Below are 15,918 nucleotides of genomic sequence, written 5' to 3'. Positions count from 1 at the left end.
TTTGATTTTATACATAAAGTTAACATTCCCATGCTGTATAGCGTAGAGAATAGTTTGATCAGAAGTTTTGAGCCGTGCCGAACAGAGTGGTATCCCAGCTATTTGCTTATGGCTTATGAGAATCACCGTCTGTCTTTGGTAGAAAAAAAGTTTATTTCATGGAATGACTGCGCCGTTTCTTGCCAGACCTGGACGAACCACAGCAGCGAAGAGCTCGTGCTGAAATTATCCACGTACGGTGATGCGTTCCAGACGCGCAGTGGCCATGTTTTGCAAGGCGAATATCAGATTCCGCATTATAGTTTCGATGTAGCTGGGGCTATAGCTGTAAGCGATCCAGCGCTGTATGAAGAAGTCCGCTTGCAGCCTGGACAGTCAGGTACGTACATCATCGCAGCTTCATTTGGCATTTCAGGGCAAGATGACATCCCTTTGCTCCAAGCTCGGGCGACGGCTTATACGGATGGTGGATGGACAGCCGATCAAATCATTGAAAAGCAAAACGAGGAATATCAGGAGTGGTTTGATAATGCCCCTGTATTTACAAGCAGTGATGCGCTGCTTAACAAAACGTGGATCTATCGCTGGTTTCTGCTTCGGCATAATTTGTCTGACCCGCAATACGGCAATTTGACTTACCCCTTGTTCTATGAGGGAAGATCCCATAAGAAAAGCAAAGAGCCTTTCAGCAAAGGCGGTTGGGAATTCAGTAAACTCATTAACTTGTCCGTACCGCTTCATCTGATGGATGCCAGATGGCATCACGAAGGGCGATATAGTGAAGGTCCCTTGCGCAATATGGCGGAGTCGCCGGGAGAAGGCGGGCAATTCAGCTGTCTTACTGTCGATACAGTTATGCATGCATTTGCTAACTTTACTTGTTGGGCCGCCTACCAGCTATATTTGATACACCGCAATCGGGATATGGTTGTCGAGATGCTACCTGCTTTTAAAAACCAAATCTCAGAAGCCATTCGCGTTAACGGGAGCGGGAACGATCACTTAATGATTGAATATAAGCATACGCGAACGGGAAAAGAGTATCAGCCGAGTTATTGGTATTTTCATAATTACCCTAAGAATCCGAAGGATAAAGAAACATATACGCACCTAAAAAGAGTGGATCGCACCGTATATCACTATTTGAACACGCTTGCAGTAGCGAATATGTGCGAAATCGCCGATGATCCGGAAGCAACGATCTACCACCAGATGGCAGACGGGATTAAGCAGGATATCCTTGAAAAGATGTGGGATGAAGAGACGGAATTTTTCTACGATCTCCATTACCAGACGGACCAAAAGGCGTTCGTGAAAAATATTGTCGGCTTCTATCCGGCTTGGGCGAAAATCATCGACGATTCCTATAAGGGGATGATCGAGCATCTTATGAACGAACGCGAATTTAATTCGAAGTGCCCGTTTCCTTCTGTCTCGATGGATTGTCCGGCTTACTCCAAAGATGGCGGCTGGATGGGCCATTTTGTAAAAGGGCGGAACGGCTGTGTGTGGGATGGTCCTACCTGGCCGTATACGAACTCAATCGCACTGGACGCACTCGCGAAAGAGAGCAAGCGCAGCGGATATCAGTACGATTCCTTCTTCGGCCACTCGCTGCGAGAATACGCGTTTCTGCATTTTATGAAAAGAGATCTCAATCAACCCGGACTTGTTGAGCATTACAACAGCGCGACAGGTGAACCGCTAAGTGATGAGCAGGAATATAATCATTCGTTTTTTATTGATCTGATGATTACGCACGTAGCGGGTTTCACGGTAGAAGCGGATCGCATCATTTTGGATCCACTCGATATCGGTTTAGACTTCTTTGCTCTGGATCGGGTGAAAGTGGCTGGAACGGAGTATCGCATTACGTACAAGAAGCCGAACGTGCCTTCAACTGTTTCTGATCTTGAGGAAGGCTATAGACTTTATGTGGATGGCAAGCTTGTATTTTACAACCAAACACTGGGTCGAATTGAGATTCCTATACAGGAGTTAGAGACTAAGAAGGGGGTAATCCTATCATGAGTAGATTTAACGGTGCTGTTCTGGAAGGTGGAACAGATGCAACGATTCAAGAAGCTTACCTGCCGGTTTTCCACGCAAATGATAATCATGCGGCAAATTTGCTGGAACTGGACAACGGAGATTTATTGTGTGTGTGGTTTTCCGGCAGCGGGGAAGGGAACCCGGATACGAACATCGTCATGTCGAGATTAGCGGCAGGTTCAAAAATTTGGTCGACTCCGGTTAAACTCTCTGACGACCTTGAACGGTCCGAGCAAAATCCGGTTTTGTTTCAAGCGCCGAACGGAAACCTTTGGTTGTTCCACACGTCAAATGAGCCTCACAATCAGAAAACATCAAGGATCGTTTACCGGATCTCCGAGGATCGTGGGGAAACATGGGGGGCTACAGAGGTTCTCTCGGATGGACTGGGGATTTTCTTAAGGCACCCTCCCCTTGCTTTGAAGAACGGGGACTGGCTGTTACCGGCTTATTACTGCCGGCTTGAGGGGCATTATAGTGTGGTTTTAATAAGCTCTGATGAGGGCGCGACGTGGACGGAATATGAGGTACCAGGCAGCATCCATCGTGTGCAAATGAACGTTGTAGAGCTGGACGAAGGCAAGCTGTATGCCATGTTTCGCAGTCGCCAAGCCGACCGAATTTATACAAGCGTTTCACAGGACTACGGAAGAAGCTGGTCGATCCCAGTGAAAAGCGAACTGCCGAATAATAATTCCTCCACTCAGCTCGTTAAGCTGCCTAATGGAGAATTGGCATTAATTTTCAACAATTCAACGATGGAACGAGATCAGTTCCGTTGGGTACAGCGCAAAGGGGAATTTCGCAAGAAACCGCTTCGGACACCGCTGACACTTGCTGTATCGGAGGACGAAGGGCGCACTTGGCCGTATGTCAGAAACGTGCAAATGGCCGATCTGGAATATAAAGATTCGGAAGTCGGGTATTCCTATCCTTCCATTATCACGACTCGCGATCATCACATTCACCTTGCTTTCTCTTATCTGCGTAAAGGAATTAAACACATCCGTATGACGTTAGATTGGGTCAAAGAGGGACAATAACCACGTTGCCAAGACGGAGCTGGGAGCACCTTAACCGTGTTCCCGCTTGCCTTGCTGCAGATTCACATACATGAATACGTAGATCACAAATACTTGTAAGAGAAGGTGACAACTATGAATGGAAGAATCGATCATTTAAGCGGGGACTTATTTTTTGAGAATGATCTGGATATTTTTCTAAATCGTGAATTGGAATCGTTTACAACATTGCAGCATACGCATGATTTCGTAGAAATAAGTTTTGTTGGCGAAGGCTGTGGTTACCACTATATTGACGAAGAAGTGATCTATGTGAAACAGGGGGATCTATTCGTCATTCCGATTGGCACGTCCCATGTATTTCGCCCCTCCTCTCCAAAGCAGGATAAAATGCTCGTCATCTATAATTGCATTTTCCGCGTTGAGCTTCTTGATAAATGGAAGAGTCTGCTGCAGCAAGATTCCGTAACCTACGACGCCATTAGTAATCCAAGTCAATGTGCATCACGCTGGTTGCATTTTCAGGATAAACACGACACCTTTTCTTTGATCGTCCAAAACATGTATCGGGAATATTTGAAAAAGAGTGCCGGCTTTGAAACGGTTTTGATAGCGCTTTTAATCCAAATGTTGGTATTGCTTCAACGTTTTGAGATGGTGAATGAAACGGAAACGGCTTCCTTCCGGATGTTCGATGAAGTTGTGCATTTCATCAAGTCCCGCTATACGCACAATCTGACGGTTCAGGATGTGGCGGATTATTTTTTCCTGAGCGCAAGCCATTTTCAGCGATTATTTAAAAAATCGACAGGCCTGTCGTTTACCCAATATTTGCAAAATGTTCGTATACAAAAATGTTGTGAGCTATTGAAATCGACCGATATCCCGATCTATCAGATTGCCAATCAAGTTGGCTATCAGGATATGAAGTTTTTCCATGCGCTTTTCCGTAAAAAAACAGGGGTAACACCAAGACAATATCGTCAAAACTTCCAAGAACTCGACGAATCCGATATTTCTTGTTAATTTATGGAGCTGGCCATTGATATGGAGCAGCTTTTTTTGTTTTATTTTACACAAAAGAAAAGAACTGAAAGCAGGATTCCCCCTATAACTAAGTAATCATCACCTATAATGCGTTCAAAAGCGGGGTGTATAATAAAAAACAAGCGTATTGAAACCGTTATCAACAAGATGTTGATATGACCTATAGGAGGTACTGTAATGGGGCGAATTCTATTAAATCACGTGGAAAAACGTTTTGGTAAAGAGAGAGCTTATGCGGTCAGAGATTTTAATTTGGAAATTCAGGATGGCGAGTTTATCGTCATGGTCGGGCCTTCCGGCTGTGGGAAATCGACGACGCTCCGGATGATTGCTGGCCTGGAGGACATCACTTCAGGTGAGCTTTACATTGGAGATAAGCTGGTCAATCATTTGCCGCCAAAAGACAGGGATATCGCGATGGTTTTTCAAAACTATGCGTTGTACCCGAACATGAGCGTATATGAAAACATTGCGTTCGGATTACGCTTGCGGAAAATGGCCAAAAACGAAATAGATCAAGCGGTCAAAAGTACGTCAAGGGTATTGGAAATCGAACCGTTCCTGGATCGGAAGCCAAGACAACTGTCCGGCGGACAGCGCCAAAGGGTAGCCCTAGGAAGGGCAATTGTGCGGAATCCTCAAGTTTTCTTAATGGATGAACCGCTATCGAATCTGGATGCGAAGTTAAGAGTTCAGATGCGCACGGAGATTATCGGGCTCCAGAAGCAGCTTGGCGTAACCATGGTGTATGTTACACATGACCAGGTGGAAGCTATGACCATGGGGCATCGCATCGTGGTTATGAAAGACGGCGTGATCCAGCAAGTGGATACCCCTAAGCTGATCTATAACAATCCGCGAAATATGTTCGTGGCTGGATTCATCGGCACACCTCCGATTAATTTTATCGAAGGAAAAATTTTGGAAGGCAGCGAGGGTTCGCTCGAGTTTCACACCAACCGCTATTACCTGCGGATTCCGAAGATTCAAGCCGATATGCTGAGAAAGCACAAGAAGGTCGACAGAAACGTCATCATGGGCATCCGTTGTGAGAATATCCATCTGGATCCAGTGATTCGGGAGGCCAATCCCCATGCGCAAATTACCGGCATTCAGAAATTGAATGAATTAATGGGTGCAGACATGTATTTATATTTGGACATCGGCATGCCCAAACTGCTCATTGCAAGGGCACAGGCCGACCATAACTTTGAAGACGATGAGAAGCTGGTTTTAACCATAGATATGCAGAAAGCACTGTTCTTTGATAAAGAAACCACTGAGAATTTGTGGTACTAGAGCGGTGCAGCGGGAGGGATGGAGTTGAAAGCGTTATTTAGAACACGGGCCGTGATGTCCTTCATGTTAGCCCTCATATGCGTGCTGGGACCTACACTAACGGCACTGGCTGACAACAATGGCACATTGCCCAAAGCAAGTTCCACGTCTGGAGGCGCAGAGGCTGCATCACATGCAGCGAATATAGCGAATACAGCGAAAAATTTGATACCTACGTATACAGAGGTCCTTGAAGGCTGGAAAAAGAATGGCGCCAAAGAATACCATACCGGGAGCATGACGTTATCGGCAGCAAGTTTGTCGGGAAAGTCGGCGAATGCGAACGTTGCGGTTGAGTCGTATGACGGCAAGAATAACGTCCTGGTTTGGAAAGCCAAAGGCGACGAATGGGTCGAATATGATCTGGAGGTTGCACAGGGCGGATTATATACGATTGAGATGTCTTACCATCCGTTTGTGGATTCGAGAGATCGGAAACCGATTGCACTCAGCTTAAGTGTTGACGGCGTTTCCCCCTACCTCGAATCCAAGTCGATTGAGCTGTATCGCCACTGGAAGGATAAAATGCCGATTGTCAAAGATGACAATGGCGATGAAATTCGTCCGGCAGCAAACGATATCTCGAGTTGGCAAACGTGGGAATTGCGTGATATGTCCGGGGCCTATTTAGACCCTCTCCTGTGGAATTTGACTCCTGGGAAGCATAAAATCCGCTTGGCGGGCAGCGATCCAATGGCACTGGAGTCTATTTCTTTTAAAGCGCCTGTCCCTGTTGCGAATTATGAAGCTGTAAAAAAAGAGCAGCCCAAGAATGCCTCTCCTGTAGAAGCTGACCCCATTGTGATTGAAGCAGAGCAAGTCGGTTGGAAAAATGATTCCTCCATTACGCTCGCTTATGATAATGATATTGCCAATAGCCCTTATGTGCGGGGCAAAATTAGCTACAATACGCTGGATGGAAGTCACTGGTCATCGAAAAATCAAGAAATCAGCTGGAGCTTTGATGCTCCTGCCGCCGGTTTCTACAAAATAGCGCTGCGTCAGCAGCAATCGTTAGTTTCCAACCGGTCATCGTTCCGGACGATTATGATTAATGGGAAAGTTCCGTTTTCCGAGTTGAAAGCTTATCGCTTCCCTTATGCAACCGGATGGAAAGGCCGGGAGTTAGCCAATGACGAGGGCGAGCCGTACCAGTTTTATTTGGAAAAAGGAACCAATACCATTTCGATGCGCGTCACGCAGGCACCTCTCATTCCGGCTGCTGCCGAAATGGATAAAGGAATTGCCACATTGGTTAAGCTTTCTACAGATTTGCGTACGTTGACGGGCGGGGTAGATGACAAAAACAGGACCTGGGATCTTAAAAAGGATTTACCTGGATTTGTTGAGCAGCTGCAGGAACTTAATGATAATCTTGCGGCAACCCGAGAACAATTAACCGCGATCAATGGCCGCTCCGACGCTTTGTCCCAAGGATTGGTGACGGTAAGCAAAGATATTGAAACGTTATTAAAGTATCCGGATGAAATTCCTTATGATGCAGGCCGGATGAATTCCATGCAAGGCAAGCTGGCTGATTTAGTCAAACAGCTTAGCTCACAGCCGCTGCAAATTGACCGCATTTTCATCGTTCCAGCTCAAAAGCCTTTTCCAAAAATGGAATCGACGTTTGCGGAAAAGATCCAAGGTTCGATTATTAATTTCTTCAATTCGTTCAGAAGCAAAGAGGTTTCGGAAAAAACGGATGATCAAGTGCTCAATGTGTGGATGAACCGTGGACGGGATTACGTGAATTTGCTGCAAAGCATGGCGAATGAAATGTTTACACCGCAAACAGGCATTAAAGTGAAAATCAACCTGCTGAAGGACGATAAGCTGCTACTCTTGATGAATGCGGCCGGTATGGCGCCTGACGTCGGTATTGGTTTGCCGCATGATACGCCGTTTGATTATGCCATCCGCAATGGGGTATACAACTTAAAACAATTCCCGGATTTCGATGACGTGTATAAGCAATTCGCTCCGGGTGCGTGGATGCCGTACTTCTATGATGGAGGTTATTACGCCGTTCCGGAAACGCAGACGTTCTCCATGATGTTTTACCGGAAAGATATCTTGCAAAATCTAGGGCTTAGCGTTCCGGACACCTGGGATGACATGTACCGCATGCTGCCGGTGCTGCAGCAAAACGGCATGAATTTTACGCCGGTTGAACACAGCATCTTTATGCAAATGCACGGCCTTGAGTACATCAAGCAGGATGGTTCCAGAACAGGCTTCAACAATGACAAAGGCTTCGAAGCGTTCAAAGAGTGGACGGATTTGCAAAACAAATACGGGATCGATCAACGAAGCGATAATTTCGTCCAGCATTTCCGCGATGGTTCCTATCCGATCGGTATTGCCGATTTGAATGGCTATCTCCAATTGACTGTTGCAGCACCTGAACTGAATGGCGTATGGGGCGTAGCACCGATTCCAGGCGTCAAGCAAGCGGATGGCACGGTTGTTAGATGGACGGGAGGCAACGGCGGCGATCAATTTGCTTCAGCCATTTTCAAACACACGAAGAAACCACAGGAAAGCTGGGAATTCCTGAAATGGTGGATGTCGGAAGAGGTACAGGAGAAATACGGCCTCGACTTGGAAACGCTCAATGGGGTTACGTTCCGCTGGTACACATCCAATGTGGATTCCTTCGTTAAACTTCCTTGGAAGGAAGAAGATCTGCAAGCGATTTTGGAACAGTGGAAATGGTTCCGTGAAGTGGCGAAAGTGCCGGGCAGTTACTATATGGAGCGTGAGCTTACGAACGCTTGGACTCGAACCGTTATCAACGGGGAAAACTATCGGACTTCGCTTGAAACCGCTATAAAAGAAGTGGATAGGGAAATCCAGAGGAAGATGCAGGAGTTTCACTATGTTGATGCCAATGGCCAATTAGTGCGATCTTTGAATTTACCCGTGATTACAAAGCCATGGGAAGGAGTGGATAAGTATGTTAAAAAGTGAAGTGCAAGCGCGAGTGCTTCCAAGAACGATTCAACCGGTCAAAATACGAAAAAGTAAGCTGATATCAGCGCTGCAAACGCTTTGGGAATATCGGGTCTCGTATTTATTCATCGCCCCGTTCCTGATCTGTTTTATCATTTTTATTTTGCTACCAGTTTTGTCCGCCTTAGCGCTTAGCTTTACTTATTTCAACGCCATTGAAGCGCCTCGGTTTATTGGCTGGGACAATTTCCGGTATATGCTTTCCCAAGATCTCATTTTGATTAAATATGCGCTTCCCAACACGCTTTCCTTTGCTTTAATTGTAGGCTCCGGCGGCTATGTGTGCGCCTTCATGCTTGCTTGGCTGATCTCGATTCTGCCCGGGGTGTACCGGAAATGGTTCACACTGGCCATGTATACCCCATCCTTGGCAAGTTTGGTTGCGATGAGTATTATTTGGACGCCAATGCTTTCCAGCGACAGAATCGGTTACTTGAACAGTTTTTTATTAAAAATGAGCTTGATTAGCGAACCTGTCCAGTGGGTAACAAGTAAAGAGCACTTAATGACGTCCATGGTTGTCGTCTCTCTTTGGAAAAGTATGGGCATCGGGTTCCTCGGCATGTTAGCGGGTATTCTCAACGTGAATCCCGAATTGTACGAGGCAGGCAGATTGGATGGCATTCGCAGCCGTTTGGAAGAAGTGTGGTACATTACGATTCCTTCCACCAAACCGCAAATGCTGTTCGGCGCCGTCATGGCTATCGTTGGAGCGATACAGCTGTCGTCCATCGGAACGGCGTTGTCCGGCATGAATCCGACGCCGGAATATGCAGGCCATATGATCACAACGCATATTGACGATTATGGTCTAAAACGGTTTGAACTCGGCTATGCGACGGCTTTGACCGTGTGTCTGCTAACCATCGTTTATTTCGCCCAAAAGCTGAGCTGGAAGCTGTTCGGAACGAAGGGAGAAGAATAAATGAAAATTGCAGGGACAATGCGTCAATTGGACGCATGGCGCAGGAGAGTAGGGATTCGGCGGTTGAGTCCGTTCGAGATGTTTGCGGCTGTGCTTCTCGTCGCGCTGAGCATCTTCATGCTGCTGCCGATTGTATACATCATTAACCATGCTTTCAAACCATATCAGGAGCTGTTTATTTATCCGCCGAACATCTTTGTAAGGGAACCGTCGCTGCAGAACTTCGCTGAGCTGCTTGCCACGACCAAAGGGACGGCGGTTCCGGTCTCCCGCTATTTATTCAATAGCATTATCGTCACAGGAATGGCTGTATTTCTGATCACGATGACAAGCGCAATGTGCGCTTACGCCATTTCCAAACATAAGTTTCCAGGGCATAAGCTGGTGTTTGCAACGATTTTGCTGACGCTGGTATTCGTACCGGAAACGGTAGAAATTCCTAAATATTTGATCATCAGCAAGCTGCATATTTTCGATACGTACTGGGGGCACGTTTTACCGCTCGTCGCCGTGCCAACCGGCGTGTTCCTTATGAAGCAATTTATCGACCAACTGCCGGATGAGCTGCTGGATTCTGCACGGATGGACGGAGCTAAGGAGCTTAGACTTTTTATCAGTATCGTTATTCCCATGCTCATGCCCGCAGTTGCGACGATTGCGATTATCGCCTTTGACTCCGCATGGAAAGATGCCAGCACATCGACCTTCTATATGCAGGACGAGACGATGAAAACTTTCCCGTTCTATGTGGAAACATTAACGAGCGGTATGGCGAACAGCGTGGCCCGGCAGGGTGCCGCAGCCGCAGCTGCACTCCTCTTGTTTTTGCCCAACTTGATTATGTTTCTCGTATTTCAAAGTAAGGTTATCGCTACGATGGCTCATTCCGGGATTAAGTAGCCGGCAGTCGTTGCATTGAAAAGGAGGGGATCGCGAGCCTATGGCAATTGAGATGAACATGCGGGAAGTGGAGCAATGGTCACAATTCGAGCTGACATTGAAAGGGCCAACTGAAGGAAATCCGTTTCTGGATGTTAAACTCTCCGCACAATTTCAATACAAAAACTTTATGGTTGAACCAGACGGTTTTTATGATGGTGACGGCACGTACCGGGTTCGTTTCATGCCCGACAGACCTGGCCTTTGGCGGTATGTGACCCGCAGCAGTGAGGAAGCACTTGACGGACAAAGCGGCGAGTTTTTATGCACGCCGCCATCTGCCGGGAATCACGGCGCTGTGCGGGTAAAAGACGAGTATTTATTCGCTTATGAGGATGGAACGCCTTATCTGCCGTTCGGCACGACTTGCTATCATTGGACACACCATGGCAGCAAGGAGTTGGAAGAGCACACCTTGCAGACGTTGAAGGATTCGCCTTTTAATAAAGTCAGAATGTGTTTATTGCCAACCCGGGATATGCAGCCGCCGCTAAGGGTAGCCTTTGCCGGCACTTGCCCTGAGGATATAGACAAAAAGCAATTTAATCCGGCATTCTTCGCACATTTGGAAGACCGTATCCGCGATCTCATGCGGCTTGGCATAGAAGCGGATCTCGTCTTATTCCATCCCTACGACAAAGGATATTGGGGCGTCGATAATATGGACCCGGAAACGGATGCCTTTTATCTGCGCTATGTGATTGCCCGTCTCGCCTCGTTTCGCAATGTGTGGTGGTCACTCTGCAACGAATATGATTTTAATAAATACAAAACGATTGCCGATTGGGACCGACTGCTTCAATTAACTCAGCGATACGATCCGTACCAGCATTTGCGGTCTATTCATAACGGCACGAAGATGTACAAATCTTCAAGTTTATATGATTTTAGCAAGCCTTGGATTACACATCAAAGTATTCAGCATTGGGACGCTGAACTGACGACCTCTTGGCGTGAAGCTGTTGCTAAACCGATTGTCATTGATGAGATTTCCTATGAAGGCAATAGCTCCAGACGTTGGGGCAATATTTCCGGCGAGGAGCTGACACACCGTTTCTGGGAGGGCTTGTCCAGAGGCGGATTTGTCGGACATGGAGAGTCCTTCATTAACCGGGAAACGAGAGCCTGGATTTCTTCCGGAGGCAAGTTGTACGGGGAAAGTACAGAGCGAATTGCTTTTTTGCGAAAAGTAATGGAGGAAGGCCCGGCGGACTGGATGAAAGCAGCGGAAGAAGGCACGTACAAACTGCTATACTTCGGGCGTCATCAGCATGCATACAAAGTCTTGAAACTTAGGCAGGAAATATCCTACCGAATAGAACTTATCGATATTTGGCATATGACGATCACCCCTTTGTCAGGCACGTTCAGCGGGAACTGCAAGGTAGACCTGCCCGGAAAACCTTTTATGGCGCTTCGTATTCAAAAGATTGAATCAAGCAGCTGATGTGGAAGGAGGAGAGAAAGCTGATCTACACAAGGAATGTAGAGCGATGGGGCATTTTTGAGCTTACACTGGAAGGTCCCTCACTGGGGAATCCGTTCACGGACATTCAACTTAGCGCCCGGTTTCGGAAGGGACGGAATGAAGCTTATGCCGAAGGCTTCTATGACGGTAACGGCAAGTATCGGATCCGTTTTATGCCGGAGGAAGAAGGCCAATGGCTCTTCGAGACTTCAAGTTCGATCGCGGGAATGGACCGAGTGAAGGGTGAGTTTGCTTGTACCTCAGCTGTGAATACGAATAACCACGGTCCTGTGAGGGTGAAGGACTCTGTGTATTTCGAATATGCGGACGGTACACGATATACGCCAATCGGAACAACGAGTTATGTGTGGCATCTGCAAGATAAGGAAGTACAGGAGCAAACTTTGCGAACGCTCAGGGATGCGCCTTTTAATAAAATTCGGATGTTGGTTTTCCCGAAGTCGTACCTGTTTAATGATCGGGAGCCCGCTATCTATCCATTCGAAGGTTCGCCCGAATCCGGTTTTGATTATACACGGATCATTCCAGCGTATTTCGCACATTTGGAGAAACGGGTAAAAGATTTAGCTGAATTGGGCATTCAGGCGGAGCTCGTCTTGTTTCATCCCTACGATGAAGGGCGCTGGGGATTTGACCGGATGCCGCAGGAAGCGGATGACCGCTATGTGCGTTATATCGTTTCGCGATTCGCAGCTTATAGCCATGTTTGGTGGTCATTAGCTAATGAATACGATCTAATGACTCATAAAAAATTGGATGACTGGAGCCGACTATTTCGGATTGTCCAGGAGTGCGATTACGGAGGACATCTGCGGTCTATTCATAATTGCCAAACCTGGTATGATTTCGGCACGCCATGGACGACACATGCGAGCATCCAGCATGCCGATGTGAAAGTGGTTTCGGAATGCACCAAACAATACGGCAAGCCGGCCATTATTGACGAGTGCGGTTATGAAGGCAATTTGGATACAAGGTGGGGCAGCTTAACGCCGGAAGAATTGTTATGCCGGGTCTGGGAAGGCACCTGCCGAGGCGGGCATGTGACACATGGGGAAACATACTGGAATACCGAACAAATAATATGGTGGTCACATGGCGGAGAACTGCAAGGAAAAAGCATGCGGAGGATCGAATTTTTAAAAGGAATCATTAATGAAGCTCCTGCTCAATTGGCCTATACGAGCGATAGCTATGATGCTGCGACATTGTCGGTTCGAGGCGAATATTACTTGCAATATTTTGGCCCCCATCGCTTTGCGTATCGTGAATTTTCATTGCCGGAAGGAACCTACCGAGTAGATGTAATTGATACATGGAATATGGTTATTACCCCAGTAGAGGGTGAACATGAAGGGCGTTTTCGAATAAATTTGCCAGGAAAACTCTATTACGCGTTGCGCATACAAAAAGTTTAGGGAGTGTTGCTGATGAAACAAGTGCGAAATTCAGCCAATGGTACAAAGTTGTGGTATGAAAAACCGGCTAGATCTTGGAACGATGCGCTTCCGATCGGCAATGGGCGCCTCGGCGCGATGATATTCGGCAAAGTGAATAATGAGAGATTGCAGCTGAATGAGGACTCCGTTTGGTATGGAGGACCCGTTAACGGGGATAATCCGGAGGGACAGAAGCATTTTCCGATGGTGCGCCAGTTGTTGATGAAAGGGAAGCAGATCGAGGCCGAAGAGCTTGCGCAAATGGGGATGATGTCGATTCCTAAATCCCTGCATCCGTATCAGCCGCTTGGAGATTTTCAAATTTACCATGACGGCGAAAAGAAGATGATTTCCAATTATTATCGGGAATTAGATATTGAACAAGGTATCGCCCAAGTAGGCTATTGCCTGAACGATATTCAGCATTCCAGGGAAATGTTCAGCAGCGCGGTTGACCAAGTGATCGTCATTCGCATCAAGTGCGATCGGCCGGCCAAGTTAAATCTGCGCATGCATTTGAGTCGAAGACCTTTTGATGAAGGCACGCAGAAGATTGCCAACGACACATTGGTGATGAGCGGTGAAAATGGCCGAGGAGGCGTCACGTATTGCGCCGCTGTGAAAACGGTTCCCGACGGCGGGTCGGTGAAAGTGATTGGCGACTTCCTCATTGTTCAGGCAGAAGCGGTAACCATCTATCTCGCGGCGCAGACTTCCTTCCGCCACTCGGACCCGATTGCAATATGCACGCGTCAGTTAGAGCATGCGGCAGGCAAGGGGTTCGATAAAGTCAAGCGAGACCACCTGGCGGATCATACGAGCAGGATACAACGTGTGAAGCTGGAGTTAGGTCGTCCGGAAGAGAGCAAAGAAGCGGATTTGCTGCCGACCGATGCTCGGTTACAACGGTTCAAAGAAGGTGGAAACGACCCTGGGCTGGCGCAATTATATTTCCAATATGGTCGATACTTATTGATGGCCTCTTCTCGTCCCGGATCCAATCCTGCCAATTTGCAAGGGATCTGGAACGAAAGCTTTACACCGCCGTGGGAGAGTAAATATACCATTAATATCAACACGGAGATGAATTATTGGCATGCGGAAGTGTGTAACCTGCCCGAATGCCATGAGCCGTTGTTTGATTTGATCGATCGCATGCGGATCAATGGCAGGAAAACGGCACAGGAAGTGTATGGCTGCAGAGGGTTTGTCGCGCATCATAATACCGATATGTGGGGAGCTACTCAGATTGAGGGTAACTTTATGCCGGGATCGATCTGGCCGATGGGCGCGGCATGGTTAACTCTTCATCTCTGGGAGCATTTCCGTTACGGGCAGGATGAGCGATTCCTTCGCGACCGGGCGTATCCGATCATGAAGGAAGCAGCGGAGTTTTTCTTGGACTATTTGTTTGAAGATGAAAATGGATACCTGATCACCGGACCGTCCACTTCGCCGGAAAATAAGTTTATCGGTGCGGATGGCAGCGTTGGTTGTTTGACCATTGGTCCATCCATGGATACGCAAATCGTCTATTCCTTGTTCCGTGCTTGTATCGATGCCTCTGAGCGTTTGAAAACAGATGAAGGAACAAGGCAAGAATGGGAGCGCAAGCTTCGCAAACTGCCGCCACCGCAAATCGGGAAGCACGGGCAGCTGCAGGAATGGGTGAAGGATTGGGATGAGGTCCATCCGGGACATCGTCATATTTCCCACTTGTTCGCTCTGCACCCTGGTGAAATGATTCATGTTCGCCATACGCCGGAGTGGGCAGATGCTGCCAAACGAACATTGGATCGCCGCCTCGAAGCCGGAAGCGGACATACGGGCTGGAGCCGGGCGTGGATCATTAATTTCTTTGCCCGTTTGGAAGACGGCGAGAAGTCGTACGAGCATCTTCGCATGCTGCTGTCGCATTCCACGTTGCCGAATTTGTTCGACAATCATCCGCCGTTTCAGATCGATGGCAATTTCGGTGGAACCGCCGGCATTGCTGAGATGCTGCTGCAATCACACCGTGGGGAGATCAACCTGCTTCCAGCGCTGCCAAGTGCTTGGGAACGTGGCTCGGTTAGCGGGTTGAGAGCCCGCGGCGGATTCGAAATCGACATGGCGTGGGAAAATGGGGCGATGACGCGCTGCGTTATTCAGGCCAAGTACAGCCAGGCTTGCACCGTTATTTACAAGGGCGGCCAGTTGCCGCTTATCGTAGAATCCGAAGGCGGAGCTGCGGTAGAGGCGGTATTGGAAGAGCAGTCCGGTATGCTTACCTTCCAAGCCGAGACAGGCAAGAAGTATGTGCTATCGCTTGGAAAGCTTGTGGAGAGCGGGAGCTTGAGAGAGGCGACTAATATTTAATGGTTTTTGGGAAGGTCACCCGATGGGTGGCCTTTTTGTTGTTGTGTGGGTGCCCGACCTTCCGCGATCCCGTCGCGCAACGCAATATCCTACAGCCAACTTACGCTAGGCATCATTGAAAGGGAACTATGGTCCCCTATTCCGAGGAAAACGAGCCGTTTCCAAGCTGAGGGGAACTACAGGCTCTTATTTGGACGAATTTTCCAGTTTTCTGCGTGAAAGCGGCCATATAGAGGACCGTAGTTCCCCTCCCTCTGTATTAACGTTTTTCTTACATATACTCGCTCATTCGTA

At 47.8% G+C, this 15,918-nt stretch carries 10 protein-coding genes; all 10 read left to right on the top strand.

From position 1 onward, the window contains the following. Positions 1-30: 30 nt before the first annotated feature. The 10 genes from GON05_RS29510 (at position 31) to GON05_RS29465 (ending at position 15,624) form a co-directional block, all read left to right on the top strand. Entirely contained in the window at positions 31-2,031 is a 2,001-nt protein-coding gene (locus tag GON05_RS29510) for an MGH1-like glycoside hydrolase domain-containing protein (protein WP_246239568.1), read from the top strand. Beyond that, positions 2,028-3,095 (top strand): sialidase family protein, encoded by a 1,068-nt coding sequence (locus GON05_RS29505; RefSeq protein ID WP_157324308.1) that lies wholly within the window; start codon positions 2,028-2,030, stop codon positions 3,093-3,095. The genes GON05_RS29510 and GON05_RS29505 overlap by 4 nt, the downstream gene beginning before the upstream one ends. Before the next feature lie 114 nt (positions 3,096-3,209). Further along, on the top strand, positions 3,210-4,100 hold the full coding sequence (locus GON05_RS29500; protein ID WP_157324306.1) for an AraC family transcriptional regulator: 891 nt from the start codon (positions 3,210-3,212) through the stop codon (positions 4,098-4,100). A gap of 198 nt (positions 4,101-4,298) precedes the next feature. Continuing rightward, complete coding sequence (locus GON05_RS29495) at positions 4,299-5,420, top strand: ABC transporter ATP-binding protein (RefSeq protein ID WP_157324304.1); 1,122 nt, start codon at positions 4,299-4,301, stop codon at positions 5,418-5,420. 63 nt (positions 5,421-5,483) lie between these two features. Then, a complete protein-coding gene (locus GON05_RS29490) occupies positions 5,484-8,432 on the top strand; it encodes an extracellular solute-binding protein (protein WP_246239567.1) in 2,949 nt (982 codons plus the stop codon). Beyond that, positions 8,419-9,399, top strand: coding sequence for a carbohydrate ABC transporter permease (locus tag GON05_RS29485; RefSeq protein ID WP_127449149.1), 981 nt, complete (start codon positions 8,419-8,421; stop codon positions 9,397-9,399). The genes GON05_RS29490 and GON05_RS29485 overlap by 14 nt, the downstream gene beginning before the upstream one ends. Continuing rightward, positions 9,400-10,299 (top strand): carbohydrate ABC transporter permease, encoded by a 900-nt coding sequence (locus GON05_RS29480; RefSeq protein ID WP_157324301.1) that lies wholly within the window; start codon positions 9,400-9,402, stop codon positions 10,297-10,299. It begins immediately after the preceding gene. A gap of 40 nt (positions 10,300-10,339) precedes the next feature. Beyond that, complete coding sequence (locus GON05_RS29475; RefSeq protein WP_246239566.1) at positions 10,340-11,785, top strand: DUF5060 domain-containing protein; 1,446 nt, start codon at positions 10,340-10,342, stop codon at positions 11,783-11,785. Next, positions 11,785-13,245, top strand: a complete 1,461-nt coding sequence (locus GON05_RS29470; protein ID WP_157324299.1) for a DUF5605 domain-containing protein — start codon at positions 11,785-11,787, stop codon at positions 13,243-13,245. The genes GON05_RS29475 and GON05_RS29470 overlap by 1 nt, the downstream gene beginning before the upstream one ends. 12 nt (positions 13,246-13,257) lie before the next feature. Beyond that, positions 13,258-15,624, top strand: a complete 2,367-nt coding sequence (locus GON05_RS29465) for a glycoside hydrolase family 95 protein (protein WP_157324297.1) — start codon at positions 13,258-13,260, stop codon at positions 15,622-15,624. The last annotated feature ends 294 nt before the right edge of the window (positions 15,625-15,918 follow it).

Source organism: Paenibacillus anseongensis (assembly GCF_009757995.1).
GTDB lineage: Bacteria > Bacillota > Bacilli > Paenibacillales > NBRC-103111 > Paenibacillus_E > Paenibacillus_E chondroitinus.
The sequence above is the reverse complement of the archived record's forward strand: the minus strand, read 5'-3'. Positions and strand labels throughout refer to the sequence as shown.

Excerpts from the sequence above, each read along its gene's own strand:
- GON05_RS29510 (WP_246239568.1), top strand. The coding sequence starts at position 31 with ATGCTGTATAGCGTAGAGAATAGTTTGATCAGAAGTTTTGAGCCGTGC.
- GON05_RS29480 (WP_157324301.1), top strand. The coding sequence starts at position 9,400 with ATGAAAATTGCAGGGACAATGCGTCAATTGGACGCATGGCGCAGGAGA.
- GON05_RS29470 (WP_157324299.1), top strand. The coding sequence starts at position 11,785 with ATGTGGAAGGAGGAGAGAAAGCTGATCTACACAAGGAATGTAGAGCGA.
- GON05_RS29505 (WP_157324308.1), top strand. The coding sequence starts at position 2,028 with ATGAGTAGATTTAACGGTGCTGTTCTGGAAGGTGGAACAGATGCAACG.
- GON05_RS29500 (WP_157324306.1), top strand. The coding sequence starts at position 3,210 with ATGAATGGAAGAATCGATCATTTAAGCGGGGACTTATTTTTTGAGAAT.
- GON05_RS29490 (WP_246239567.1), top strand. The coding sequence starts at position 5,484 with ATGTTAGCCCTCATATGCGTGCTGGGACCTACACTAACGGCACTGGCT.
- GON05_RS29495 (WP_157324304.1), top strand. The coding sequence starts at position 4,299 with ATGGGGCGAATTCTATTAAATCACGTGGAAAAACGTTTTGGTAAAGAG.
- GON05_RS29485 (WP_127449149.1), top strand. The coding sequence starts at position 8,419 with ATGTTAAAAAGTGAAGTGCAAGCGCGAGTGCTTCCAAGAACGATTCAA.
- GON05_RS29465 (WP_157324297.1), top strand. The coding sequence starts at position 13,258 with ATGAAACAAGTGCGAAATTCAGCCAATGGTACAAAGTTGTGGTATGAA.
- GON05_RS29475 (WP_246239566.1), top strand. The coding sequence starts at position 10,340 with ATGGCAATTGAGATGAACATGCGGGAAGTGGAGCAATGGTCACAATTC.